The organism is Paracoccus sp. (in: a-proteobacteria), assembly GCF_030538495.1.
In the GTDB taxonomy this organism is placed as follows: Bacteria; Pseudomonadota; Alphaproteobacteria; order Rhodobacterales; family Rhodobacteraceae; genus Paracoccus.
This window is the reverse complement of the sequence record NZ_JAUNTW010000003.1, coordinates 134754-161171: the sequence shown is the minus strand read 5'-3', so window position 1 is coordinate 161171 and position 26418 is coordinate 134754. Positions and strand designations below refer to the sequence as shown.

At 63.0% G+C, this 26418-nt stretch carries 23 protein-coding genes; 16 read left to right on the top strand and 7 right to left on the bottom strand.

Translation table 11 applies throughout. From position 1 onward, the window contains the following. Window positions 1–26: 26 nt before the first annotated feature. The 6 genes from Q4G20_RS03945 to cls form a co-directional block, all read right to left on the bottom strand. Window positions 27–1253 (bottom strand): saccharopine dehydrogenase family protein, encoded by a 1227-nt coding sequence (locus Q4G20_RS03945; protein ID WP_303342056.1) that lies wholly within the window; start codon window positions 1251–1253, stop codon window positions 27–29. A gap of 36 nt (window positions 1254–1289) precedes the next feature. After that, complete coding sequence (locus Q4G20_RS03940) at window positions 1290–2390, bottom strand: carboxynorspermidine decarboxylase (protein WP_303342055.1); 1101 nt, start codon at window positions 2388–2390, stop codon at window positions 1290–1292. Between the two features lie 99 nt (window positions 2391–2489). After that, window positions 2490–2870 carry a hypothetical protein gene (locus tag Q4G20_RS03935; RefSeq protein ID WP_303342054.1) on the bottom strand — a complete coding sequence of 127 codons (381 nt, stop codon included), beginning with the start codon at window positions 2868–2870 and terminating at the stop codon, window positions 2490–2492. Between the two features lie 9 nt (window positions 2871–2879). Continuing rightward, on the bottom strand, window positions 2880–3659 hold the full coding sequence (locus Q4G20_RS03930) for a DUF6478 family protein (protein ID WP_303342053.1): 780 nt from the start codon (window positions 3657–3659) through the stop codon (window positions 2880–2882). Between the two features lie 75 nt (window positions 3660–3734). Then, on the bottom strand, window positions 3735–4022 hold the full coding sequence (locus Q4G20_RS03925; protein ID WP_303342052.1) for a 4a-hydroxytetrahydrobiopterin dehydratase: 288 nt from the start codon (window positions 4020–4022) through the stop codon (window positions 3735–3737). A gap of 10 nt (window positions 4023–4032) precedes the next feature. Then, a complete protein-coding gene (gene cls / locus Q4G20_RS03920) occupies window positions 4033–5487 on the bottom strand; it encodes a cardiolipin synthase (protein ID WP_303342051.1) in 1455 nt (484 codons plus the stop codon). A 67-nt stretch (window positions 5488–5554) separates the two neighbouring features. On the opposite strand from cls, the gene accD reads away from it, so the two are divergent. Next, the gene (gene accD / locus Q4G20_RS03915) at window positions 5555–6487 is read left to right on the top strand and encodes an acetyl-CoA carboxylase, carboxyltransferase subunit beta (RefSeq protein WP_303342050.1); all 933 of its coding nucleotides are present in this window, start codon (window positions 5555–5557) and stop codon (window positions 6485–6487) included. Window positions 6488–6531: 44 nt separating this feature from the next. Continuing rightward, entirely contained in the window at window positions 6532–7803 is a 1272-nt protein-coding gene (locus Q4G20_RS03910; protein ID WP_303342049.1) for a folylpolyglutamate synthase/dihydrofolate synthase family protein, read from the top strand. Here Q4G20_RS03910 and Q4G20_RS03905 read toward each other — a convergent pair. Further along, the gene (locus Q4G20_RS03905; RefSeq protein WP_303342048.1) at window positions 7800–8480 is read right to left on the bottom strand and encodes a ceramidase domain-containing protein; all 681 of its coding nucleotides are present in this window, start codon (window positions 8478–8480) and stop codon (window positions 7800–7802) included. The genes Q4G20_RS03910 and Q4G20_RS03905 overlap by 4 nt on opposite strands. A 675-nt stretch (window positions 8481–9155) precedes the next feature. Here Q4G20_RS03905 and Q4G20_RS03900 point away from each other — a divergent pair. The 14 genes from Q4G20_RS03900 to Q4G20_RS03835 all read left to right on the top strand — a co-directional run bounded on the left by Q4G20_RS03900 (window position 9156) and on the right by Q4G20_RS03835 (window position 26417). Next, window positions 9156–9659, top strand: coding sequence for a cell division/cell wall cluster transcriptional repressor MraZ (locus tag Q4G20_RS03900; protein WP_303342047.1), 504 nt, complete (start codon window positions 9156–9158; stop codon window positions 9657–9659). Between the two features lie 3 nt (window positions 9660–9662). Further along, entirely contained in the window at window positions 9663–10634 is a 972-nt protein-coding gene (rsmH, locus tag Q4G20_RS03895) for a 16S rRNA (cytosine(1402)-N(4))-methyltransferase RsmH (RefSeq protein WP_303342046.1), read from the top strand. Continuing rightward, window positions 10634–10951 (top strand): cell division protein FtsL, encoded by a 318-nt coding sequence (locus tag Q4G20_RS03890; protein ID WP_303342045.1) that lies wholly within the window; start codon window positions 10634–10636, stop codon window positions 10949–10951. Before rsmH ends, Q4G20_RS03890 begins: the two co-directional genes overlap by 1 nt. Then, the gene (locus Q4G20_RS03885) at window positions 10948–12780 is read left to right on the top strand and encodes a penicillin-binding protein 2 (protein ID WP_303342044.1); all 1833 of its coding nucleotides are present in this window, start codon (window positions 10948–10950) and stop codon (window positions 12778–12780) included. Before Q4G20_RS03890 ends, Q4G20_RS03885 begins: the two co-directional genes overlap by 4 nt. Window positions 12781–12788: 8 nt before the next feature. Beyond that, window positions 12789–14273, top strand: coding sequence for a UDP-N-acetylmuramoyl-L-alanyl-D-glutamate--2,6-diaminopimelate ligase (locus Q4G20_RS03880; RefSeq protein ID WP_303342043.1), 1485 nt, complete (start codon window positions 12789–12791; stop codon window positions 14271–14273). After that, complete coding sequence (murF, locus tag Q4G20_RS03875; RefSeq protein WP_303342042.1) at window positions 14270–15634, top strand: UDP-N-acetylmuramoyl-tripeptide--D-alanyl-D-alanine ligase; 1365 nt, start codon at window positions 14270–14272, stop codon at window positions 15632–15634. The genes Q4G20_RS03880 and murF overlap by 4 nt, the downstream gene beginning before the upstream one ends. Before the next feature lie 4 nt (window positions 15635–15638). Beyond that, window positions 15639–16721, top strand: a complete 1083-nt coding sequence (mraY, locus tag Q4G20_RS03870; RefSeq protein WP_303342041.1) for a phospho-N-acetylmuramoyl-pentapeptide-transferase — start codon at window positions 15639–15641, stop codon at window positions 16719–16721. 134 nt (window positions 16722–16855) lie between these two features. Then, window positions 16856–18259 carry a UDP-N-acetylmuramoyl-L-alanine--D-glutamate ligase gene (gene murD, locus Q4G20_RS03865; RefSeq protein WP_303342040.1) on the top strand — a complete coding sequence of 468 codons (1404 nt, stop codon included), beginning with the start codon at window positions 16856–16858 and terminating at the stop codon, window positions 18257–18259. Between the two features lie 46 nt (window positions 18260–18305). Continuing rightward, a complete protein-coding gene (locus Q4G20_RS03860) occupies window positions 18306–19538 on the top strand; it encodes a putative DNA modification/repair radical SAM protein (protein WP_303342039.1) in 1233 nt (410 codons plus the stop codon). Then, window positions 19538–20377: a TIGR03915 family putative DNA repair protein gene (locus Q4G20_RS03855; protein WP_303342038.1), complete on the top strand. Its 840-nt coding sequence runs from the start codon at window positions 19538–19540 to the stop codon at window positions 20375–20377. The genes Q4G20_RS03860 and Q4G20_RS03855 overlap by 1 nt, the downstream gene beginning before the upstream one ends. 221 nt (window positions 20378–20598) lie before the next feature. Continuing rightward, window positions 20599–21363 carry an enoyl-ACP reductase FabI gene (fabI, locus tag Q4G20_RS03850; RefSeq protein ID WP_303342037.1) on the top strand — a complete coding sequence of 255 codons (765 nt, stop codon included), beginning with the start codon at window positions 20599–20601 and terminating at the stop codon, window positions 21361–21363. A gap of 19 nt (window positions 21364–21382) precedes the next feature. Then, window positions 21383–23863: a DUF3141 domain-containing protein gene (locus Q4G20_RS03845; protein ID WP_303342036.1), complete on the top strand. Its 2481-nt coding sequence runs from the start codon at window positions 21383–21385 to the stop codon at window positions 23861–23863. A 2-nt stretch (window positions 23864–23865) separates the two neighbouring features. Continuing rightward, window positions 23866–25251 (top strand): bifunctional enoyl-CoA hydratase/phosphate acetyltransferase, encoded by a 1386-nt coding sequence (locus tag Q4G20_RS03840; protein ID WP_303342148.1) that lies wholly within the window; start codon window positions 23866–23868, stop codon window positions 25249–25251. Then, window positions 25248–26417 (top strand): acetate/propionate family kinase, encoded by a 1170-nt coding sequence (locus Q4G20_RS03835; protein WP_303342035.1) that lies wholly within the window; start codon window positions 25248–25250, stop codon window positions 26415–26417. Before Q4G20_RS03840 ends, Q4G20_RS03835 begins: the two co-directional genes overlap by 4 nt. Window position 26418: the final 1 nt, after the last annotated feature.

Here is a 26418-nt window from a genome sequence, read left to right as displayed (position 1 = left end):
GCGGTTTGCGAAAAATCAATCGCGGATCAGATGGGGTTGTCGCCGCGACCGTCGATCACGCGGGTCGGCAGACCCATATCGCCCAGCAGTTCGAGGAACGGACGCGCGGGCAAATCTTCGACATTGGCCATTTTCTTGACGTCCCAGACGCCGCGCGCGACCAGAATCGCCGCCGCAACCGGGGGAACGCCAGCGGTATAGCTGATGCCTTGGGAACCGACTTCGTTAAACGCCTCTTTGTGGTCGGCGACGTTATAGATGAACACCTCGCCCTCTTTCCCGTTCAGGCGGCCTTTGACCAGATCGCCAATGCAGGTTTTGCCGGTGTAATCAGGCGCAAGGCTGGCGGGGTCGGGCAGCACGGCCTTGACCACCTTCAGCGGCACGACCTCGACCCCTTCGGCGGTCGTCACGGGCTGTTCCGACAACAGGCCCAGATTTTGCAGCACGGTGAACACGTTAATGTAGTGATCGCCAAAGCCCATCCAGAACCGCACATCGGCATCGCTGTAACGCGCGGACAGGCTGTGAACTTCGTCATGGCCGGACAGATAGGCTTTGCATTTGCCGACGACGGGCAAATCCCATTCGCGGCCCACCTCGAACATTTTGTTCGTGCGCCATTCGCCGCCCTGCCATGAATAGACCACGCCGGTGAATTCGCGGAAATTGATTTCGGGGTCGAAATTGGTGGCGAACCAGCGGCCATGCGACCCGGCGTTGATGTCCACGATGTCGATGCTGTCGATCTGGTCGAAATATTCATCTTCGGCCAGACGGGCATAGGCGTTCACCACGCCCGGATCAAAGCCCGCGCCCAAGATTGCGGTAATCCCGGCCTTGGCGACGTCTTGGCGGCGTTTCCATTCGTAATTGCCATACCACGGCGGCGTTTCGCAGATTTTGGTCGGGTCTTCGTGAATGGCGGTGTCGATATAGGCGGCACCGGCGCGGATGCAGCCTTCCAGCACGGTCATGTTGATAAAGGCGGTGCCAACATTGATCACGATGCCCGCATCCAGTTTGCGGATCAGCGATTCGACCGCATCGGGGTTCATCGCGTCCAATGCGTGGCTGGTAAAGGCCATGGTGTGGCCTTTGTCACGCAGGCTGTCGATGATGGCATCGGCCTTGGACTGGGTGCGGTTGGCGATGTGCAGATCGCCAAATTCGGCCGCATGTTGCGCGACTTTATGCGCGACAACCTGCGCCACGCCACCGGCGCCAATGATAAGCACGTTTTTCTGAGCCAAGTCTGTCTCCTTTCCAGAGGTGCAGAGGTGGATGCCTTAGGACAGGCTGCTTTTGTATTCGGAATAAGGGAACTGGCGCACGGTGCGGATGGTGCCGTCCAGATCGCGGATCGCGATGCTGGGCATGTTCACGCCGTTGAACCAGTTTTTCTTAACCATCGTATAACCGGCGGCATCCGCGATGCTGATGCGGTCATTGATGGACAGGGGGGCGTCAAAGCGCGCATCCCCGAAAATATCGCCCGCAAGGCAGGTTTTGCCCGCGATTTGGTAGTCGTATTCACCCGATTGCGGCAGTTTCGCGGTTTCGCGATAGATCAGCAGGTCCAGCATATGCGCTTCGGTGCTGCTATCGACGATGGCCACTTGTTTGCCGTTGTCGATGATGTCCAGCACGCTGACCTCCAGCGTGGTGGTGCCGGTGATGCTGGCTTCGCCGGGTTCCAGATAGGCTTGCACGCCGAACCGGTCCTGGAACGCGCGCAGACGTTCGGCCAGACGGTCCAGCGGGTAATCATCGCCGGTAAAGTGAATGCCGCCGCCCAGACTGACCCAATCCAGACGCTGCAAAATGCCGCCAAATTCGGTTTCAATCCGCGTCAGTTGCTGGTCGAACAGGTCAAAATCGCGGTTTTCGCAGTTATAGTGAATCATCACGCCGCTGATGCGGTCCAGTGCCTGTTCCAGACGCGGCAAATCCCATTCGCCCAGCCGGCTGAACGGACGCGCGGGGTCGGCCAGATCAAAACCGCTGGTCGAAAAGCGCGGATTGAGGCGCAGGCCAGTGGCAATCCCGCCAGTGCGATCCGCGAAACGGTCCAGCTGGGTCAGGCTGTTAAAGATGATCTTATCGGCGTAACCGACCGCCTCGTCGATTTCGTGATCGCCCCAAGCCACGGAATAGGCGTGGGTTTCCTTGCCAAATTCTTCGTGGCCCAGACGCAGTTCAAACAGCGATGACGACGTGGTGCCGTCCATGTAGTCGCGCATCTGGTCAAACACCGACCAGGTGGCAAAGCATTTCAGCGCCAGCAGCGCCTTGGCCCCGGACTGGTCCCGCAACCACGCGATCTTTTCCATATTGGCGCGCAGTTTCGCCGCGTCGATCAGGTAAAAGGGCGTTTGCGGTTGGTTCATCAGGGCCGTCCTTTAATGGGGAAAACAGAAAGACCGGATATAGCAATCCCGAACGCTTTTCGCAAGAAAAGGTAACACCTGCGTGAAACGCGCGTGACGTTATCCCTGTTCGCCATTCCGTTCGGCGGCAAAGCGGCGAAATTCGCGTTTCATCAGGTCCAGTTCCGCGCGCAGGCTGGCGATTTCGGCCAAGGCGTCCTGTTCCAGTGGTTGCCCGGCCAGAATGGCGAGATGGCCCAATTGCTGTGCATCCGCGCGCAAAGGTTCACCCGGCGCGCCATTATCCCCCATCAGCAGCAGCGTTTGCAGCCCCGACGACAGCGCCCGCGCCGGAACGGGCAGGGCAACCGTATCGCTGTCCGGCGCGATTTCGGCCACCACCTGCCCCAGATGAATGACTGCCAGACGCGCGGGCCGGTCCCCCGTCAGCGTTCCGCGCCACGCGCCGTCCTGCAAACCGTGATCGTCGAATTGGGTCATGGCGTTTCCTTAGATTTGCGCGCGGGCATGGCGTGACATAACGGCATCCGCCATCGTGACCGCGTTCATTCCGGGTCGTTCAAAGATCACGTCGATCCAGACATTTTCAATCGCACGGCTGGTCAGATCGGCAAAGCCCAGATCAAATTCAACCTCGCGCCGGGTGTTGGGGCCGCTGATCGGGTCGCCCAGCTGGCGCAGCATCGTGGCGGTGTTCGGCCCCTGCGCGATGTTCAGCCGGGCATAGGCCGTCACCTCGCGTTCCGCCGTCATCACCGTGTCCATCCGCAGGATATGATCCGGCCCCAGCCCCTGCACGGCGTCTTTGGGCAGGGTGATGGACAGCGACACATAGCTGCCGCCATGGCCCATGATTTCGGTCGTCAGGCCAAAGGCGCAAGGGGTGGTCAGGTCGCGGTTCAGAGCCTGACGCAGGATCAGCGCGCGATGCGGGCAATCGTGATACAGCTGCAATTCCGGCGTCAGCCAAACCCCGCTGTCGGGCGCCACATAGACCTGCTGCCGCGCCTCGCCGCGCAAGATAATGGGCCGCCATGTCCAGTCGGTGCCTGCGGGCAGGCCCTCGGGCTCGGGTGTTGCGGTGGGCGTGCTGGCCAAATCCGCCGCGTGATGCAGAAACTCGGTCAGTGCCTCGGACAGTTCCGACGCTGCGGCGCGCAGATCGGGCGATACGGGCCGTCGGCGGTCCCGCATCCGCGCCGTCAGAGCGTCCCATTCGGCGGGCGACCGGCGTTCACCGTTGATTGCGGATCTGATCCATCCGATCATCCTGAAGTCCTTTGTTCTGGTCGCGCCCCGTTGTCCGGCACGGGATTAGCCGCGACCGGCCCGCGCGGCAACCCTTTAGGCCACCAGATCATTCAACCGAGCCGCCGCGTCCAGATCCGCCGCCGTCACCCCGCCCGCGTCATGCGTGGTAAACGCCACCTCGCAATAGCCCCAGCCAAAGCGCACATCCGGGTGGTGGTTCAGTTTGTTGCCCAGCCACGCCGCCAGATTGGCCATTTCGACCGCGCGGGCAAAGCCTTTATAGTCAAACCGCCGGCTGATCTGATCGCCCGTATCCGACAGCGCCCAACCGTCCAATCCCGCCACCCCCTGCGCGATCTGGTCATGGGTCAGTTTTTGCATAGCGCGTCCCCTATAATAATGGTGAAGCCAGTGCCAACAGGTTGTTGCGCACGCGGCGGATGGCGGACCAGCCTTGGACTTCGGGCAGGTCAATCGGACGGGCGCGGGCGATGTAGCTGGCCTGCCTCTGGTCCAGCTCGGCCACAAAATCGCGGTCAACCACCAGCAAGTTCATTTCATAATTCAGGTCAAAGCTGCGCCGGTCCAGATTCGCGCTGCCGATCATCGCCATGGCCCCGTCCACGGTCATGATTTTCGAATGCAGCAACCCGCCCTGAAACAGCATCAGCCGCACCCCCGATTCGATCAGGCCGTGGTAAAACACCTGACTGCTGGCACCCACGAACAGCGAATCATTGCGTTCGGGCAAAATCATCGTGACCTGCACGCCCCGCCGCGCCGCCGACCGGATCGCGGCATCCAGTGCCTGATCCGGGATGTAATAGGGCGTCGTGATCGTCACCCGTTCGCGCGCGGCATATAACATCGTGGTCAGCGAATCCGCGATGCTGCCCAGATACCGGTCCGGCCCGGTGGCGACGGCCTGCACAACCGCGCCCGGATCATCGGCGGCGTCCACCATCTGCAACATATCGCCAAGGTCTGACCCGGTATAGCTCATCCAGTCGGCCAGAAACACGCCTTGCAACTGGCGCACGGCGGGGCCGCGCAGCTGCACGAAAATGTCGATCCACGGCCCAAACCGCGCTTTGACGGCAAAGGCCATATCGGCGCAATTCCGGCTGCCGGTAAAGGCGATGTCATTGTCGATCACCACCACCTTGCGGTGATTGCGCAGGTCCAGCCGCTGAAACAGCAGCGACACCAAGGGCATGCCAAAGGGTAACGCGGTCACACATTCCGCCCCCGCCTGCGTCATTTCCCCCCATAAATGCGACCGCACCAATCCGCGCGATCCCAAGGCGTCAACGATCACCCGAACCGTCACCCCCCGCGCCGCCGCCCGCGCCACGGCCCGCGCCACCCGCGCGCCGCTGTCATCGGGCAGCCAGATGTAAAACAGCACATGCACATGATCGCGCGCATCATCAATCGCCGCGACCAGATCATCAATCGCGCGGTCATCTTCGGGCAGCAGATGCAGGCGATTGCCGCCCACGGCATAAAACCCATCCAGTGCGATATTGGCCTGTACGACCGGGGCCACCTGAAACCCGGGATTATCCACGATCTGAGGGCTGATCTGCCACCGGCCGGTCAGATTGTCGCGGACATCGGCGCGTTTCTGAACCTCGGCCTGACGCATACGGACCTCTCCGAACAGGACGTAACCGATGATGCCAATGACGGGCAGCGCGATGATAAACAGAACCCAGGCCAGCCGGACAGGCGGCTCCATCCGCGGATGCAGCAGCACCCGAACGGCAATCGCAAAGGCAATCAGATAATGGGCGGAAACGATCAGGCTGGTCCACATGACGCCCATCAAACGCGGTTGCGTCACCGGCTGCAATTGCAATTTGACGCGCGCCGCCCTATTTCGGGGCCGAAACAACCGCAGGGAACCGGCGATGAACTGGATTACGAACTATGTGCGTCCGCGAATCAATTCGCTGTTTGCGCGGCGGGATGTGCCGGAAAACCTGTGGACGAAATGCCCCGAATGCGGGACGATGCTGTTTCACCGCGAACTGACCGACAACCTGAACGTCTGCACGAATTGCGATCACCATATGGCGATCACGCCGCGCGACCGCTTCGGCGCGCTGTTCGATGGCGGCGTGTTCGTCGAGGTAAAGGTTCCCGAACCCGTCGCCGATCCGCTGCATTTCCGCGATCAGAAAAAATACCCCGACCGGATGAAATCCGCGCAAAAAACCACCGGCGAAAAAGAAGCGATGCTGGTCGCCGAAGGCGAAATCGGCCGCACCCCGGTGATCTGCGCGGCGCAGGATTTCAGCTTTATGGGCGGGTCGATGGGGATGTATGTCGGCAACGCCATCATCGCCGCCGCCGAACGCGCGGTTGCGGTGCATAAACCGCTGGTGCTGTTTTCCGCCGCCGGAGGCGCCCGGATGCAAGAAGGCATCCTGTCCCTGATGCAAATGCCGCGCACGACGGTTGCGGTCGAAATGCTGAAAGAAGCGGGCCTGCCCTATATCGTGGTGCTGACCCATCCGACGACGGGCGGGGTGACGGCCAGCTATGCGATGCTGGGCGATATCCATATCGCGGAACCCAATGCGCTGATCTGCTTTGCCGGGCCGCGCGTGATCGAACAAACCATCCGCGAAAAACTGCCCGAAGGCTTTCAGCGCGCCGAATATCTGCTGGAACATGGGATGCTGGACCGGGTGACGCATCGCGGGAAACTGCGCGATGAACTGATCTCGATCCTGCGGATGCTGGGCGGCCTGCCCGCGCCGGTGGCGGGGGAACTGCCCGCACCGGAACCGCAGACCGCACCCGAAACCGATGCAGAACCCTCTGTATCTTCTGTGTAAAAATATCCTGGGGGTCCGGGGGTGAAACCCCCGGCGGGTGCGGTATGAACCAATCGGATGACATTCTGAACCGTCTGATGACGCTGCACCCCAAGGTGATTGACCTGTCACTGGACCGGATGCACCGGCTGTTGACCGCGCTTGGCAACCCCGAACAGCGCATCCCGCCCGCCATCCATATCGCTGGCACGAATGGCAAAGGCAGCACGCAGGCCATGATCCGGGCCGGTCTGGAACAGGGGGGCGCGCGGGTCCATGCCTATACCTCGCCGCATCTGGCGCGGTTTCATGAACGCATCCGGCTGGCGGGGGAACTGATCGCGGAACCCGAACTGGCGGCGATTCTGGCGGAAATCGAAACGGTGAATGCGGGCGATCCGATCACCTTTTTCGAAATCACGACCGCCGCCGCTTTTCTGGCGTTTTCGCGGACCCCGGCGGATTATACTTTGTTAGAGGTCGGCTTAGGCGGTCGTCTGGACGCCACGAATGTGATCACACACCCGCGCCTGACGGTGATCACGCCGGTCAGCATCGACCACACGCAATATCTGGGCGACACGCTGCCCCTGATCGCGGCGGAAAAGGCCGGTATTCTGAAACCCCGCACGCCCGTGATCATCGCGCCCCAGCAGGATGATGCCCTGCGCGTGATCGAAGATCGCGCCTCCGGCCTGACCGCGCCGATCTTCGCCTATGGCCAGCAGTGGACGATCGCGCGCGATCGCGACGGGATGGTGTATCAGGACGATCAAGGCCTGTGGGATCTGCCGCTGCCGAACCTGATCGGCGCGCATCAAATCCAGAACGCTGGCACCGCTTTGGCCGCGCTGCGTCAGTTGGGCGCGACGGAAGATATGGCGCGCGCCGCCGTGACGCGGGCGGAATGGCCCGCGCGGATGCAGCGGCTGCGGCGTGGTCCTCTGGTCGATCTGGCGGGGGCGGGGGCGGAACTGTGGCTGGATGGCGGGCATAACCCGGCGGGCGGTCAGGCGGTCGCGGCGACTTTGGCGGCGATGCCGCTGCGGCCCACGCATCTGGTTTGCGGGATGCTGAACACCAAAGACATCGCCGGGTATCTGGAACCCTTGGCGGCGCAGGCGGCCAGCCTGACCGCAATTGATATTCCGGGCGAACCGAACACGCTGCCTGCCACGGAAACGGCGGCGGTTGCCGCGCGTGTGGGCATCCCGACCGACACTGCGACGGATGCCGCGGCGGCGATTGCGGCGATTGTCGCGCGCGACCCGGCCGCACGCATTTTGATTTGTGGGTCGCTCTATCTGGCGGGCCGGGTGCTGCGCGATAACGGTTAAGCGGGGCGCGGGCTGCGCAGCAGCACCTGCAAAATCAGCGCGATCATCAGCCCGTTCAGAATATGCCAGAGGAAATGCGTTCCCAACGGAAACGCATCGCAGACCCGCACATCAATCGTCCGCGCCGTCAGAGACAGCACAAACACCCCGAACGCGCCCAAAATCCAGTGCCGCATCGGATGGCGGCGATATTGGGTCAGCACCACGAAACCGGCAAAGGCGATCACGGCGGGCAGATATTGCAGTGATCCGTTGAACGGATCGGGCTGCGTGGGTGCCGCGTCGCCGCCGCCGCCGTCGCCCATGGCCACCCAGATGGCGCCAATCCCGATCACCACGGCCAGCCCCATGACAATGCGCCCCGGACGCACGCCGCCCAGCCGGTTGATCGCGACCAGCACATAGAGCGCCACAAAGACCCAGATCGGCAGCACATCCGCCAGTGCCGACCAGCGATTCGCAAAGGTGTGGAACAGGAACGACCCGATCCCGATTATTCCCGCCAGCACGATCAGCACCCAGATCAGCGGGTTGGGCTCGGCACGGCGTTTCGCCTCGACCCAGCCCCAGATCGCGGCCAGAACAAAGGACAGGTTCGTGATGGCATTCACCGGTTCAGCCCAGAAATGCGGCCCCAACCGTTCGCAATAGATGTTGATGGGTGTGGTCCAGTCCATGTGATCCCCCATGCGTGGCTGGCGGCAGGTTACGCGCTGTGGGATCATCTGGGAAGCGCGATCTGGGAAAATCCGGGACGGTTGGGATTTTCAGGGACAGGGGCGATTCGCCGCTCTCATCTGCGTGATTCGCTGTGATGAGGTGACAAAAATTTATCTGCGCAAGGTCGTTTTATCTTGCTTTGTGGAAACTGTGGCATAATCGCACCACGCAACGCGTTGTGGTCGAAACTTTCGTTAACCAACATATTGTGGTTAATGCGGGGTCTTTCGCTAGAAATTGTCGCCCCTCTGCGCGTTCACGATTCGTCGTTCTGATTCGCGCATCCGGTCAGGCGGGCTTGGACCCAAACGCCCCGCGAATGGCGATTTTTACCGTTGCTTCCCGTAAAATCCCATGTCAGAACGGAGACATGAAAACGGGCAGCAAGGGGCGATAAGACCCCACCACGGCGAGGCAGGCTTTGTGCAGGCATCCGTTTTCCAATCAGAAGCCGCCATTGGCGCGCGGGCAGCACCCAACCCCACGGGTGGCGCGCAGGCGGACAGCGAACCCCGCAAAAGGGGCCCGGCACACGGGAACGAGGGCGGCGGATCGGGCAGTGGCAGCAGCCCGATCCGCCTTTTCCTTTTCCGGGTGCCGGAATGGGCAAGGACAGTAAGGGCGGACCAAAGGTGGCACGCAAACTACGAGGCAGCGTCACCGTCAAGGTGGACAGCAAGGGGCGCATGGCGATCCCCGCGCGGCTGCGGCGTGTCTTTGATCTGGGCGATCCCAGCTATGCCGAATCGACGACGGGACGCACCCAGTTGGTCGCCGTTCACGGCCCCGAAGAATGGAATTGGATCGAACTCTATTCCATTGATGCGATTGACGAAATCGACGACCAGATCAGCCAGATGCCGCGCGGTTCGCAAAAACGCCGCTGGCTGGAATTGCTGATGAATGGGCAATCCATGGATCTGGAAATCGACCGCGAAAACCGGCTGATTCTGCCCGCCAGGCTGCGCGAAAAGCTGGGCTTTGTGGATGGGGCGGAAACCATTTTCGAATCGCGCGGCGATTATATTCAGGTCTATCTGCCCGACAGCCGGCCCAAAGATGTGGTCGCGCTTGAGGAATTTGCTGCGGGCTATGGCCCCGGCTTTGACCCGCGCGAATTTCTGCAAGAGGGATAGGCCGTGTCCGATCCGCATATCCCCGTTTTGCTGAACCCCTTGCTGCGCGCGGTCGCGCCGGTGCGGGGTGTCTGGCTGGATGGCACATTCGGCGCGGGCGGTTACAGCCGTGGTCTGCTGGATGCGGGCGCGGATCGTGTGATTGGCGTGGACCGCGACCCGGCGGTGTTTGACATGGCCGATGCGTGGCGCGGGGCCTATGGCGACCGGCTGCGGCTGGTGCAGGGCGTGTTTGCCGATATGGACCGGCTGGCGGGCGAGCCTCTGGACGGGGTGGTGCTGGATCTGGGCGTCAGCTCCATGCAGCTGGATCAGGCGGATCGCGGCTTTTCGTTTCTGCGCGACGGCCCGCTGGATATGCGGATGGCGCAGGATGGGCCGTCGGCCGCCGATCTGTTGAACACCGCCGACGAGGCCGTGATCGCCGATGTGCTGTATCATTACGGCGAAGAACGCGCCGCCCGCCGGATTGCCCGCGCGATTGTCGCGGCGCGCCCGCTGCATCGTACGGCGGAACTGGCCGATGTGGTCGCGGGTTGCCTGCCGCGCCCGAAACCGGGGCAAAGCCACCCCGCAACCCGCAGCTTTCAGGCGATCCGCATCTGGGTGAATGACGAATTCCGGCAATTGGTGGACGGGCTGGCGGCGGCGGAACGCGCACTGCGTCCGGGCGGGCAGTTGGCGGTTGTCAGTTTCCATTCGCTGGAAGATCGGATCGTCAAACGGTTCATGCAGGCGCGCGCCGATCAGGGCGGCGGAGGCAACCGCTATGCCCCCGTCACGCAGGCGCTGAACCCGGCCTTTTCCCTGCCGTTTCGCCGCGCGATTGGCCCGGACCCCGACGAATTGGACGCCAACCCCCGCGCGCGGTCGGCGCTGTTGCGGGTGGCGGTGCGCACCGAGGCACCGGCGGGGCTGGCCGATGATGGCGCGCTTGCCATGCCGCGCCTGCCCGTCGCCAAAGGGGGGCGGTGATGCGCGCGTTATCCTATGTTGCGGCGGTGTTGGTGGTGATGGCCCTGGCGTTCTGGGCCTATCGCGAAAACTATGCCACGCAGGCGTCGATGGCCCAGATGGGGCAGGTGCAGCGCGACATAGCGGGCCTGCGCGAAGAACTGGGCGTGTTGCGCGCCGAATGGGCCTATCTGAACCGACCCGAACGCCTGCGCGAACTGGTTGATCTGAACTTTGACCGTCTGCAACTGGTCCCCGTCGAATCGGGACAGTTTATGGATTTGGGCAATATCGACTATCCCAAACCGCCGCCGCCTGAACAGGAGCATCAGCCATGATCCGCACCCCTCTGCGCCCCTTGGCCCGTATTCTGCGCGCACGCGAACGCGGCGAAAATCCCGACGATATCGAGGCCGAAAACCGCCGCCTGCGCCACGAACACAATCAGGACCGCGCCCGGCGGCGTGCCGAAAATCGGCTGGTGCTGATGGCGGGGCTGTTTGTGATGGCCTTTGCCGTGGTGGGCGTGCGGATGGCGGCCTTGGCCAATACCGACGCGGCGGAACCGCAATCGCGTGTTTTGTCGGCGCAAATTATGTCGCAGCGCGCGGATATCACCGACCGGCGCGGGCGCGTTCTGGCGACGAACCTGTTGACCCATTCCGTTTACGCGCATCCGCATCAGATGGTGGACCCCATCAACGCCGCGCGCGGTTTGGCGCGGGTGTTTCCTGACCTGAACGAAGACCGCCTGATCCGCGATTTCACCGGCGACCGCAAATTCCTGTGGATCAAACGCAAGATCAGCCCCGAACAGATGCAGGCGGTGCATGATATTGGCGAACCGGGCCTGTTGTTCGGCCCGCGCGAGATGCGCGTTTATCCCAATGGCGACGTGGCCAGCCATATTCTGGGCGGGTCCGGTTTCGGCAATGAAGGCGTCAGCAGCGCCGAGGTCATCGGCATCGCCGGCGTCGAAAAGGCGTTTGATGCGTGGCTGCGTGATCCGTCGAACGAAGGCGCGCCTCTGGCCCTGTCCATCGACCTGACCGTGCAGCAGGCCATGGAGGACGTGCTGGACAGCGGCATGAAGATCATGAACGCCAAAGGCGTGACCGGGATCTTGCTTGAGGTGAAAACCGGCGAAATCGTCGCCATGGCCAGCCTGCCCGATTTTGACCCCAACAACCGCCCGCGTCCGCTGTTGCAGGGCGATCCGTCCGACAGCCCGCTGTTTAACCGCGCGGTGCAGGGGCAGTATGAATTGGGCTCTACGTTCAAGATTTTCCCGGTCGCGCAGGCGCTTGATCTGGGGCTGGTGAACCCGTCCACCGGGATCAACGCCACGGCGCCGATGCGGATCGGCAAATTCCTGATCAACGATTTTCACAATTACGGTGGGCAGTTAAGCGTCACCGATGTGATCGTGAAATCGTCGAACGTCGCCACCGTCCGCATTGCGCAGATGATCGGCGTGGAACGGCAAAAGGCGTTTCTGGAAAAGCTGGGCCTGTTCGCGCCCACGCAGATTGAAATGGTCGAGGCCCCCACAGGGCAACCGCTGGTGCCGCAACGCTGGCCTGCGGTGACGTCGGCGACGGTCAGCTTTGGTCACGGTCTGGCGGCCAGCCCGCTGCATCTGGCGGCGGCTTATGCCACGATTGCGAATGGCGGCAAACAGGTGACGCCGACGCTGGTTCATGGCCGCGTCCGGCCCGAAGGCGAACAGGTCATCTCGCCCCGCGCGGCCGCGATGTCGGTGGATATGCTGCGTCAGGTCGTCACCCGCGGCACCGCCCGTCAGGCCGAGGTGCCGGGATACGAAGTCGCGGGAAAAACCGGCACCGCCGACAAGCCGCGCGCATCGGGGGGGTATCACAAAAATAAGGTGATTTCGACCTTTGCGTCGATTTTCCCGGCGTCTGACCCGCAATATGTGCTGATCGTCGCCTTGGATGAACCCGTGGTGCAAACCGCAGGCGGCGGCGAAATCCGCACCGCAGGCGTCACAGCCGTTCCCGTCGCCGCCGAGGTGATCCGCCGCGTCGCGCCTCTGCTGGGGTTGGAACCCAAAACCGACAAAAAACTGCCGACCATCCCGGCGCGGTTTCAGCCGCGTGTTGAACCCGGCCCCGGCTCTGCGATAAGCCTTGCGGCAAATCAATGACGGGGCGCATGGTGGATCATAAGGCGAAACTGTCCGGGCTGGGGCTGCGGGCGAAAGACGGGCGCGACCCGGACATCACCGGCCTGTCGCTGGACAGCCGCATGGTCAAACCCGGTCATCTGTTCGCGGCGCTGCCCGGTTCCGCCGTGCATGGCGGCGAATTTATTCAATACGCCCTGCGCATGGACGCCGCCGCCATTCTGACCGACCGTCAGGGCGCGCAGATCGCCGCCGATGTGCTGGACGGCTGGGACGGCGCGTTAGTCGTTGCCGAAGACCCGCGCGCCGCACTGGCCGGCGCCGCCGCGCTGTGGTTTCACACCCAGCCCGAACAGGTCGTCGCCGTCACCGGCACATCGGGCAAAACCAGCGTCGCCAGCTTTACCCGCCAGCTGTGGCAATTGCTGGGGCATCGCGCTATCAGTCTGGGGACCATGGGCGTTCAGGGCGATTTCGACGCCAAGCTGTCGCACACCACGCCCGACCCTCTGACCTTGCACCGTATTCTGGCCGATGCCGCCGCCTCTGGTGTCACCCGCGCCGCTATGGAGGCGTCCAGCCACGGTCTGGATCAGCGCCGTTTGGACGGGGTGCAGTTGCAGGCCGGGGCGTTCACGAATTTCAGTCAGGATCATCTGGATTACCACGCGGGCTTTGACGAATATTTCGCGGCCAAGGCGTTGTTGTTCAATCACATTCTGGACGACGGCGCGACGGCGGTTATCAATATCGACAGCGCGCGCGGCCGTCAGATGGCCGATATTGCCCAAGATCGCGGGCTGGCGCTGACCACCGTTGGCACGGGCGACAACGCGATGCTGCGGATTTTGGGGCAACGCTATGACGCGACGGGGCAGGATTTGCGGTTCTCGGTCATGGGGCAACCTTATATGGTGCGCCTGCCCCTGATCGGCGGGTTTCAGGCGGAAAACGTGCTGGCCGCTATGGGGCTGGCACTGGCCACGGGCGACAGCGCCGAATCCCTGATCCGCGCGCTGCCGGAACTGACCACGGTCCGGGGCCGGATGCAGTTGGCTGCACAGCGCGACAATGGCGCGGCGGTGTTTGTGGATTACGCGCATAAACCCGGCGCTTTGGTCGCGGCGCTGCAATCGCTGCGCCCGCATGTGCTGGGCCGCATCGTCGTGGTGATCGGCGCAGGCGGTGACCGCGACCGGGGCAAACGCCCCCTGATGGGCGAAGCCGCGCGCGAATTCGCCGATGTGGTGATCGTCACCGACGACAACCCCCGGACCGAAGACCCCGCGACCATCCGCGCCGCCGTGATGGGCGGAGCAGGCCCCGACGCAACCGAAGTCGCCGACCGGGCCGAGGCGATCCTGCGCGGCGTGGATGCCCTGCAACCGGGCGATGCGCTGTTGATCGCCGGTAAGGGCCATGAAACCGGCCAGATCGTCGGGTCGGATGTGTATCCCTTTGACGATGCGGAACAGGCGTCCGTCGCGGTTGCGGCACTGGATGGTAAGATATGACCTTGTGGACCGCAGCCGACGCCGCCGCCGCCACGGGCGGGCGGGCCATTGGTGACTGGGCCGCAACCGGCGTCAGCATCGACACCCGCACAATCCAGCCCGGCGATCTGTTTGTCGCGCTTCAGGCCGCGCGGGATGGGCATGATTTCGTGGCGCAGGCATTGGACCGGGGCGCGGCGGCGGCTTTGGTCAGTCGTGTGCCGGACGGGGTGCCGGATGGCGCGCCTCTGCTGATCGTGCCGGATGTTCTGGCGGGGCTGGAATCGCTGGGCCGCGCCGGTCGCGCCCGCATGACCGGCAAGGTCATTGCGATCACCGGTTCAGTCGGCAAAACCTCGACCAAGGATATGGCGCGCGCGGCGTTGCGCGGGCAGGGGCGCATCCACGCGGCCGAGGCGAGTTACAACAACCATTGGGGCGTGCCGCTGACTCTGGCGCGGATGCCCGCCCATACCGATTACGCGATCATCGAAATCGGGATGAGCAATCCGGGCGAAATCGCCCCTCTGTCGCGTCTGGCCCGCCCGCATGTCGCGCTGATTACCACCGTCGCCCCGGCGCATATGGCCGCGTTCGGCGCGATCGACGGCATCGCCCGCGAAAAGGGCGCGGTGTTTCAGGGCCTGCAATCCCCCGGCCACGCCATCATCCCCGAAGATTTGCCGGTCACGCAGATCCTGCGCGATTGCGCGGATGATGCGGGGGCCTTGGTTCTGGGGTTCGGGCGTGACGGCATGGCGCGGCTGATCTCGGCGCAGGTGACGGATGGCGCGCTGACCTGCCGTGCGCGTGTGGCGGGGCAGAGCTTGGATTTCACGCTGGCCACGACCGGCACGCATTTCGCGATGAACGCGGTCGGCGTGCTGGCGGCACTGGCCGCTGTTGGCGCCAACCCGCAGGACGCCGCAATTCGTCTGGGCGATTGGCTGCCCCCGCGCGGTCGCGGCGCGGTCGAAACCTTGGGCGGCATCGACCTGATCGACGATGCGTTCAACGCAAATCCGGCATCGCTGTCGGCGGGGCTGGCGACGCTGGCCGGTCTGACCGGCACCCGCCGGGTCGCGATTTTGGGCGATATGCTGGAATTGGGCGCGGATGAGGCTGCCCTTCACGCCGCCGTCGCGGGTGATGCGGCCATGGCGTCGGTCGATCTGGTGCATTGCGCCGGTCCGCTGATGCGGCATTTGTATGATGCGCTGCCCCCGGCCAAACGCGGGCAATGGACCGCGACCGCCGCGGAACTGGCCGCAATCGCCCCAGAACTGACCCAGACCGGCGATGTGGTGCTGGTCAAAGGGTCGAAATCGTCACAGATCTCGGGCGTGGTGGACGCCCTGCGCGCAGCCCAGCCGAAAGGATAACGCAATGCTTTATTGGCTCAGCAGCCTGTCCGAAGGCGGAGACGTCTTTAACCTGTTCCGCTATATCACCTTCCGGGCGGGGGCTGCGTTTTTCACGGCGCTGTTCTTTGGCTTTATCTTTGGCCGTCCGCTGATCAATTACCTGCGCCGCGTCCAGAAAAAGGGCCAGCCGATCCGCGATGACGGCCCCGAAGGCCATTTCGTCAAGGCCGGAACGCCGACCATGGGCGGGCTTCTGATCCTGTCGGCCTTGGTGTTTTCGACGCTGATGTGGGCGCGTCTGGACAATGGCTATGTCTGGGTGGTGCTGCTGGTGACGGTGGGCTTTGCCGCGATTGGCTTTGCCGATGACTATGCCAAGGTCACGAAACAAAACACGGCTGGCGTCAGTTCGCGCGTGCGGATGCTTTTGGGTCTGGTCATCGCCGCACTGGCCGCAATCGCCGCGTCATGGATGCATCCGGCGGGGCTGTCCAACCAATTGGCGCTGCCGGTGTTCAAGGATGTTCTGATCAATCTGGGCTGGTTCTTTGTCCCCTTTGCGATGATCGTGATTGTCGGCGCGGCTAATGCGGTGAACCTGACCGATGGGCTGGACGGGCTGGCGATCATGCCGGTGATGATCGCCGCCGCCACGCTGGGGGTGATCGCCTACACCGTGGGGCGCGTGGACTTTACCGACTATCTGGGCGTCCACCATGTGCCGGGCACGGGCGAGATTCTGATCTTCGTCGCCGCGTTGATCGGGGGCGGCTTGGGCTTTCTGTGGTATAACGCGCCGCCCGCGGCGGTGTTCATGGGCGACACCGGATCGCTGGCCCTGGGCGGCGCTTTGGGCGCAATCGCGGTTGTGACGAAGCACGAAATCGTGCTGGCCATCGTCGGCGGGTTGTTCGTGGTCGAGGCGCTGTCCGTCATCATCCAAGTCCTCTATTTCAAACGCACCGGCAAACGCGTGTTCCTGATGGCCCCGATCCACCACCATTTTGAGAAAAAAGGCTGGGCCGAACCGCAAATCGTCATTCGTTTTTGGATCATCGCGCTGATTTTGGCGCTGATTGGACTGGCGACGTTGAAGTTGCGCTAGGCTTTATCTTCTGTGTAAAAATATCCCGGGGTGAGACGGATCAGGAAAAGGTCCAGTGGACCTTTTCCCCCGGCGAACGCCCGCCCCGTGGGGCGGGCTGGGGGGCTGGCCCCCGGCGGTCAAAGGATAAAACAATGATCCCGGTTCAACACGTTGAAAACCAAACCATTGCCGTTCTGGGCCTTGGCCGTTCGGGGCGGGCGACGGCTGCGGCGCTGACGGCAGGGGGCGCGCATGTCATCGCGTGGGATGATGGCGTGGATACGCGGGCGCAGGCAGAACAGGACGGCATCGCGATTACCGATCTGACGCGGGATTCGGGCTGGGATGGGGTGCGGGCGCTGATTGTCAGCCCCGGGATTCCGCATCTCTATCCCCGCCCGCATCCGGTGATCGCGGCGGCTTATGCGCGCGGGGTGCCGGTTGATAACGACATCGGGCTGTTTTTCCGCAGCTGGGCGACGCGCGACTGGGACGGGTTCGATCAGACGCCGCGTGTGATTGCCGTCACGGGCAGTAACGGCAAATCCACCACAACCGCGCTGATCCATCACATCTTGCAGGAATCGGGTCGGCCCACGCAGATGGGTGGCAATATCGGGACCGGAGTCCTGTCGCTCGACCCCGCCTGTGATGGCGAGGTTGTCGTGCTGGAGCTGTCCAGCTATCAAACCGATCTGGCGCGGGCGCTGACGCCGGATGTGGCGGTGTTCACCAATCTGTCGCCCGACCATATGGACCGGCACGGGGGGCTTGGCGGCTATTTCGCGGCCAAACGGCGTCTGTTCGCCGAAGGCGGCCCCGACCGCGCCGTGATTGGCATTGACGAAGCCGAAGGGCTGTATCTCGCCGGTCAGATGGCCATGGGACCGGCGGATGATCGGGTGATCCGGGTGTCCTCGGGTCAGAAACTGGATGCGGCGGCGTGGTCGGTCTTTGCGCGCAAAGGCTTTCTGTCGGAATACCGCAAAGGGCGTCAGGCCGCATCCATCGACCTGCGCGGGATCGCGGGCCTGCCGGGGGCGCACAACCATCAAAACGCCTGTGCCGCCTATGCGGCCTGTCGCGCGGTCGGGCTGGCCCCGCGTCAGATTGAATCGGCGTTTCACACCTTCGCCGGGCTGCCGCATCGCAGCCAGATGGTCGCGGAATTGGACGGCGTGCGTTACGTCAACGATTCCAAGGCGACCAATACCGACGCCGCCGCCAAGGCGTTGCAGGCCTTTGGCCGCATCCGCTGGATCGCGGGGGGCTTGGGCAAAGACGGCGGGATCACCGCCCTGACCCCGCATCTGGGCAATGTGGTTAAGGCGTATTTGTTTGGCCATTCCGCGCGGGATTTCGCACTGGACATCGGCCAAACCCCGCACGAACTGTTCGACACGATGGATCAGGCCCTGGCCCGCGCCCATGCCGATGCGGAACCGGGTGACACCGTGCTGCTGGCCCCTGCGGCGGCCAGTTTCGACCAATACCCCAATTTCGAAAAACGCGGCGCGCATTTTGTGGAATTGGTGCGCGGGTTGACGGGCGATTAACCAAAGTCGTCTTGACGAACATATGCAGAACATTCATGTTCCGCATATGGCAAAGATGACGTTAGAAACCAAATTGGCGATTCTGTCGGATGCGGCGAAATACGACGCGTCCTGCGCGTCCAGCGGAGGGCAGCGCCGCGATTCGCGCAAAGGCGGCGTGGGATCGTCGGGCGGGTCGGGGATTTGTCACGCCTATACCCCCGACGGGCGGTGCATCAGTCTGCTGAAAATTCTGATGACGAATTTCTGCATCTTTGACTGCGCCTATTGCGTCAATCGCGTATCCAGCAATGTCGAACGCGCGCGGTTCAGCGTCGACGAAGTCGTGAACCTGACGCTGGAATTTTACCGCCGCAATTATATCGAAGGGCTGTTTCTGTCATCCGGCATCATCAAATCGCCCGATCAGACCATGGGTGATATGGTGCGCATCGCGCAGGCGCTGCGGCAGGATCATGGGTTTCGCGGCTATATCCACCTGAAAACCATCCCCGACGCGGACCCCGACCTGATCCGGCAGGCGGGGTTATGGGCGGATCGTCTGTCGATCAATGTCGAACTGCCTCAGGATGCGTCGGTGCGGCAACTGGCCCCGGAAAAGCGGCCCGAAACCATCCGCGCCGCCATGGCCCACACCCGCGCCCAGTCCGAGGCGTCCCGCGACACAACCCATACCGGACGCCGCCCGCCGCGTTTCGCGCCCGCGGGGCAAAGCACGCAGATGATCATCGGCGCGGATGCGTCCGATGATGTGGCGGTGCTGAACAGCGCGACGCGGCTCTATTCGGGCTATAAATTGCGTCGGGTCTATTATTCCGCGTTCAGCCCGATCCCGGATGCGTCAGCGGCGTTGCCATTGATCAAACCGCCTTTGATGCGGGAACATCGGCTGTATCAGGCCGATTGGCTGCTGCGGTTTTACGGCTTCAGCGCGGATGAAATCGCGACCGGAGCAACGGCTGGGCATCTGGATCTGGCGATTGATCCAAAGCTGGCCTGGGCGTTGCAGCATCGCGGATTGTTTCCGTTGGACATCAACACCGCGCCGCGCGATATGCTGCTGCGCGTGCCGGGGCTGGGGGTGCGCAGCGTGGACCGGATCATTGCCGCGCGCCGCCACCGAAGCCTGCGTTACGATGACCTGATCCGCATTGGTGCCTTGGTGCGCAAGGCGCAGCCGTTCATCACGCTGCCCGGATGGTCGCCCGGAGCGTTAACCGACAGCGCCAATCTGCGCGCGCGCTTTGCCCCGCCGCCCGAACAATTGGCGCTGTTCTGATGTATGCGGTGACGGTCCCGGATGCGGGGGCGTGGACGGTCTGGCGCGATGCCGCCCGCCGCGCGATCAGCCACCATATCCGGCCGCAGGACATCGACTGGACCGGCGGCACGGGTCTGTTTGCGGGCGATCCGCTGCCCGGTCGGATGGGGCCGCATCAGGCGCGGGTGCGGGCGGATTTTCTGAAACTGGCGGGGTCGGTGATCTGGCACCGCGACCCCGAACGGTTTGCGCTGCTGTATTCGGCGCTGTGGCGGCTGGACGCGGGGGATAACGCGATCCACGCCGCTGATCCCTTGGGCGCGCGGCTGGCCCAGATGGCGAAAGCAGTCCGGCGCGATATTCACAAAATGCACGCCTTTGTCCGGTTTCGCGAACTGCCGGGGGACGGCAACCGGCGGCGGTTCGGGGCGTGGTTTGAACCCGATCATCACACGCTGGAACCCGGCGCGCCGTTCTTTGCCCGCCGGTTCGGGGATATGGATTGGCTGATCGTCACGCCCAGCCAAAGCGCGCGGTTCGAAAACGGCGCGCTGAGCTTTGGCGCGGGCGGCGCGCGGCCCGATCTGCCTGATGATGCCGCCGAAGGTCTGTGGCACACCTATTACGCCAATATCTTTAACCCCGCGCGGGTCAAGCTGGGCGCGATGCGGGCGGAAATGCCGCGCAAATATTGGAAAAACCTGCCTGAAACGCGGCTGATCCCGGATATGCTGGCCGATGCGGAACAGCGCGTTGACCGGATGCACGCCGCAGGCGCCAGCACGCCGCGACCGGGGGCTGCGAAAATATCCACCCGGTATCGCGGCAAAATGACGCCGCCCGGTTCTGGCCCCTAAGCTGGCGTCGCGCGGGCGGATGGGACAGCGAAGTGAGTATTTATGCACAGAAGAAGCGCAACCGGGTTTCTTCTGTGCATAAATACTCAAATAGCAACCATGCGGCCTGGGCAAAGGGTGCGGATGGGGCGCGGCCCTGTCGCGCAAGCGCCGCGGAACTGTCACCGTGGCGTCGCTTTGGCGCGTTAATCAGCCGCTGACATAAGCCAAAAGGTGATGCGATGTTTTCACTGACCGGACAAAAGGCGCTGATTGTGGGCGTGGCCAACCGCGATTCGATCGCGTGGGGCTGTGCGCAGGCCTTGCGCGCGCAGGGTGCGGATCTGGCGATCACCTGGCTGAACGAAAAGGCCGAAAAGCATGTCCGCCCTCTGGCCGAAGAAATCGGGGCCGAAATCATGGCTCCGCTGGATGTGACGGAACCGGGCCAGATGCAGGCGGTCTTTGACCAGATCACCGACCAGTGGGGGCGTCTGGACACGCTGATTCATTCGATTGCCTTTGCCCCGCGCGATGATCTGCATGGCCGGGTGATTGATTGTTCCGCCGAAGGCTTCAGCACCGCCATGGATATTTCGGTGCATTCCTTCTTGCGCATGATCCGGCTGGCCGAACCGCTGATGCCGTCGGGCGGCACCTGCATGTCGGTGTCGTTCATGGGGTCGTTCCGCGTCGTGGAACATTACAACATGATGGGTCCGGTCAAGGCGGCACTGGAAAGCGCCGTGCGCTATGTCGCCGCCGAACTGGGACCGCAGGGCATTTCGGTTCACGCGCTGTCGCCCGGACCGCTGGCCACGCGCGCGTCATCGGGGATCGACCATTTCGACGAGCTGATGCAGCAGGCGACCGACCGCGCCCCGACGCATCAACTGGCCACGATTGCCGATGTGGGCGCCATGGCCGCGTTTCTGGCCTCGCCCGAGGCACGCAACATCACCGGCGGCGTTCATCAGATTGACGGCGGCTATTCCATCACGGCGTAACACGCAAAAGGAGCCTGCTATGGCAAACCTGTTTGACCTGATCGACCCGGCGCGCAACGCTGGCAACCCGGCGGGGGACATGGCGCATCTGATGGACCGCGCCATGACACAGGCGCGCGCTGAATTGGATGCCAGCCATGAAAGCCGTGGCATCATCGCGCAGGCATTCGGGCGTCAGATGCAACGGATCATGGACGAACATATCGCGCGCAGCCGTGCTTTGGCCGGGCGGGGGCGCGAATTGGCGCAGGCGATGCAGGATGCGGGCCGGGCGCAGGATCTGGCGCAGCTTTGGGCGGCCTATCTGCTGGATGCGGGCGAACGCGCGGTTTTGGCTTCGGACACGCTGCGCAAGCGCGGCGATATTTTTCTGGAACATGAAGCGGCGGGCTGTCCCCCGGTTCTGATCTATGATTACGAGGTGGTGATGGACGGCAAGGATCTGCCGTTTCCGTCAAACTATGTCCTGTTGCGGATTTTGCCGCCCGATGGGGTGACGGTGGATGACACGCGCCGCCCCTATATCATCATTGATCCGCGTGCGGGGCATGGTCCGGGCATTGGCGGGTTCAAATCCGACAGTCAGGTCGGCGTGGCCCTGCGCGAAGGGCATCCGGTTTATTTCGTGTCCTTTCACCGCGAACCGCAGCCGGGGCAATATCTGTCGCATGTCACCCGCAGCGAAGCGGCCTTTGTGCGCGAGGTGATGCGCCGCCATCCCGACGCATCCAACCCGGTGATTATCGGCAATTGTCAGGGCGGTTGGGCCACGCTGCTGTTGGCCGCGACCAATCCCGATCTGACCGGTCCCATCGTGATCAACGGCGCGCCGGTCGCGCCCTGGGCCGGGAAGGTGGGTGAAAACCCGATGCGTTACAATGGCGGCGTGTTGGGCGGGACATGGGTTCCGATGTTCTTTTCCGATCTGGGCGGCGGTATTTTTGACGGCGCGCATCTGGTGCAGAACTTTGAATTGCTGAACCCGTCGCGCACCTTGCTGCGCAAATACACCGATCTGTTCCGCAATATCGACGCAGGCGATGACGCATTTCTGGAGTTTGAAAAATGGTGGGGCGGGTTTTTCCTGCTGACTGAACCGGAAATCCGCTGGATCGTGGAACAGTTGTTTGTCGGCAACCGTCTGGTCAAAAACGAAGCGCGCATTGAACCGGGCCGCCCCGTTGACCTCAAGGCGATCCGCGCGCCGATCATCGCCTTTGCCAGCCACGGCGACAACATCACCCCGCCGCAACAGGCGCTGAACTGGATTGCCGAAACCTATGCCGATGTGCATGAAATCCGCATCCGCGGGCAGCGCATCGTTTACATGGTTCACGAACAGGTCGGGCATCTGGGCATTTTCGTGTCGTCGAAAATCGCGAAAAAAGAACATACGGAAATGGCCTCGACCCTGAAAACGATCGAGGCCCTGGCCCCCGGTTTGTATGAAATGAAGATCGAGGATGTGGACCACAAAGACGGCGGTGTTGAGTTTACCGTGGGTTTCGTGGAACGCACGCTGGACGATATTCGCGCATTGGATGACGGGTTTAACGACGAACGCCCCTTTGCCGCCGTGGCGCGCACATCGGAAATTCACGCACAGATCTATGAAACGCTGGTGCGTCCGTGGGTGCAGGCGATGATCACCCCGTCCATGGCCGAGGCCAGCCGCGCCTTTCATCCCCAGCGGGTGCAGCGCGCGGTTATGTCGTCGCGCAACCCGGTGATGGGGGCGGTCGCCAGCCGTGCCGACCAGATCCGCGCGGATCGTCACAAAACCGATGCCGCCAATCCGTTTCTGGCATGGGAAGATTACTGGGTGGCCGCTGCCGAACAGGGTTTGGATTTCTGGCGCGATTGCCGGGATATGGGCTATGAACTGGCGTTTCATTCGTTCTGGTCCACGCCCGCCGCGCGCGCCTTTGGCCGCAACCATCAGGCCCGCCGCACCCTGAAAAGCAGCGATGAACTGCGCGGCCTGCCCGAAGTGGCAACCGCCTTGGCCCAGATCGAACAGGGCGGCTTTGCCGAAGCCGTGATCCGTATGCTGATCCTGATGGCTGATAATCGCGGCAATGTGCGGCGTGATCGGTTAGAACGGTCGGGGCGGGTGCTGACCTGTGACGAACCCTTTGCCAGTCTGGGGGCGGAACGGCGCGCGATGATCATTCATCAGCAAACTCTGATCGCGACCTATGAACCCGATGCCGCGATTGAGACGTTGCCGAAATTGCTGCCCGACGCGGATGATCGCGAACGCGCGGCGGCTGTGGCGCAGTATATCCCCGGCGCCTTGGACGAAATGTCGCAGGAAACCCGCGCGCTGTTGGATCGTTTCCGTCAGGTGCTGGATCTTGACCCGATCACAGCGGACGTGACAGACGATCCTCTGGCCGATGCGCAGGATGGTGATTGCAAAGCCGATGACACAAATCGCAGCAAAACCGGGCGCATCATGCGCAAAAGCGCGGCCAAACCCAAGGAAAAGGCCGAATGAATATGCATCTTGTCAACCGCACCCTGTCGGAAATCAATGTCGGTGATTGCGCCGAACTGTGCCGGCTGATCACCGCCGACGATCTGTTCGTCTTTGCCAATTCATCGGGCAATTTCAACCCGATGCATCTGCCCGATCAGGACGGCGACGGAGACGGTGAAATTGACCAGATCGCGCCGGGGATGTTTATTGCCTCGCTGATTTCGGCGGTTCTGGGAACGAAACTGCCGGGGCCGGGAACGCTCTATCGTCAGCAAAGCCTGAACTTTTACGAACGCGCCCATGCGGGCGATGAAATCATCTGTCAGGTGACGGTCACCGCCAAACATGACGACGGGCGGGTGGAACTGGACACCATCGTGCGCCGGGTCAGCGATGATGCGTTGATTTTGGGCGGCTCGGCCATGGTGTCGGCGCCGGAAAACAAATTCGACCGCGCCGATATTCATGTGCCGGGGCTGATCGTCGAACGGCATCGCCATTTTGAAATGCTGGTCGAACAGGCGCGCGCTTTGCCCGCCATGCCGACCGCCGTTGTGGTGCCGGATGACGCCAATTCGCTGGGCGGCGCGCTAAAGGCCGCGGCCGAGGGCATCATTGTGCCGATCCTGATTGGCGATGCGGGCGATATTCGCGCCGCCGCCGATGATCTGGGCGCGTCGCTGGACGGGATTGAACTGATCGACGTTCCCGGCCATTCCGCCGCCGCCGCGCGGGCCTGCGCCTTGGTCCATGAAGGCCGCGCCAAAGCTGTGATGAAGGGGCATCTGCACACCGATGACCTGCTGCGCGCGATGCTGGATAAAACGAACGGCCTGCGCGCCGGTCGCCGGTTCACGCATGTGTTTGTGATGGATGTGCCGGGGCAGGCTGAACCCGTGGTCGTGACCGACGCCGCCATCAACATCACCCCCGATTTGGCCACGAAAATGGACATCGTGCAAAACGCCATCGACCTGACGGCGGCGATTGGGTTTGAACCGCGCGTCGGCGTGCTGTCGGCGGTCGAAACCGTGAACCCCGCGATTCAGTCGTCCATCGACGCGGCGCTGTTGTCGAAAATGGCCGAACGCGGCCAGATTCGCGGCGGTAAGGTCGATGGCCCGCTGGCCATGGACAACGCCGTTGATATGGGCGCGGCCCGGACCAAGGGCCTGCGCGGCGACGTGGCAGGTCGCGCGAATATTCTGGTCGTGCCGAATCTGGATGCGGGCAATATGCTGGCCAAGCAGCTGGCCTTTATCAGCCATGCCGAAGGCGCGGGGCTGGTGCTGGGTGCCAGCGTGCCGGTGATCCTCAATTCCCGTTCCGACAGCGCGATGTCGCGGCTGGCCTCTTGCGCCGTGGCCGCGCTGTTTGACGCCGCAGCCAAAGGAAAACGGGCATGAGCCGCGCGATCCTGACGCTGAATGCCGGGTCATCATCGTTAAAGGTCGCGGTTTATGCGGCGGATGATCTGGAGCCGCTGGCCTCGGGTCTGGTCGAACGCATCGGCGAATCCGCCCCGCAGATGAAGCTGAAATCCCCGGACGGCGCTGCGCTGCGCCTGTCGGACGGGGCGCTGTCGGATCACGCGCAGGCGATGCAAACCGTGCTGGACAGCCTGCGCCTGAACTTTCCCGATCTGGATGTGGTCGCGGTCGGGCATCGCGTCGTGCATGGCGGCACGGATTATTCCGCGCCGGTCGTGGTTGATGACGCGATGCTGGAGCGTCTGGATGCGCTGTCGCCCTTTGCGCCGCTGCATCAGCCGCACAATCTGGCGGGCGTGCGCGCGGCCATGGCGGCCTTTCCCGGCGTGCCGCAGGTCGCCTGTTTCGACACCGCGTTTCACCGCCATCAGCCTTGGGTCAACGACACCTTCGCCCTGCCGCGCGCGATGTATGACGAAGGCGTGCGGCGTTATGGGTTCCACGGGCTGAGCTATGACTACATCGCGGGCGAATTGCGCCGGGTTGCGCCGCTGATCGCGGATGGCCGCGTGGTGGTGGCGCATCTGGGCAATGGCGCGTCGATGTGCGCGATTCAGGGCGGGCGCTCGGTCGCGTCCACGATGGGGTTTTCGGCACTGGACGGGCTGCCCATGGGAACCCGCAGCGGGCAGGTCGATCCCGGCGTGCTGCTGTATCTGATGGATCAAAAGGGCATGGACGCCCGCCAGATTTCCGACCTGCTGTATAAACAATCCGGGCTGCTGGGCCTGTCGGGCGGGCTGTCGAACGACATGCGCGCGCTGATTGACGCGGACACGGCGGAATCGCGGCAGGCGATTGATTATTTTGTGTTCCGTATTCAGCGCGAACTGGGCGCCATGGCGGCGGCTATGGGCGGGATCGACGCTTTGGTGTTTTGCGGCGGGATTGGCGAAAACGCCGCCCTGATCCGCGCGCGGGTCTGCGAACGCACCGAATGGATGGGGCTGGAGATCGACCACGCCCGCAACGCCGATAACGCATTGATTATCAGCACCGAGATTTCGCGCGGTCATGTCATGGTCATCCCCACGGATGAAAGCATCGTCATCGCCCGCGCCTGTCGCGATATGGGGGGATAAG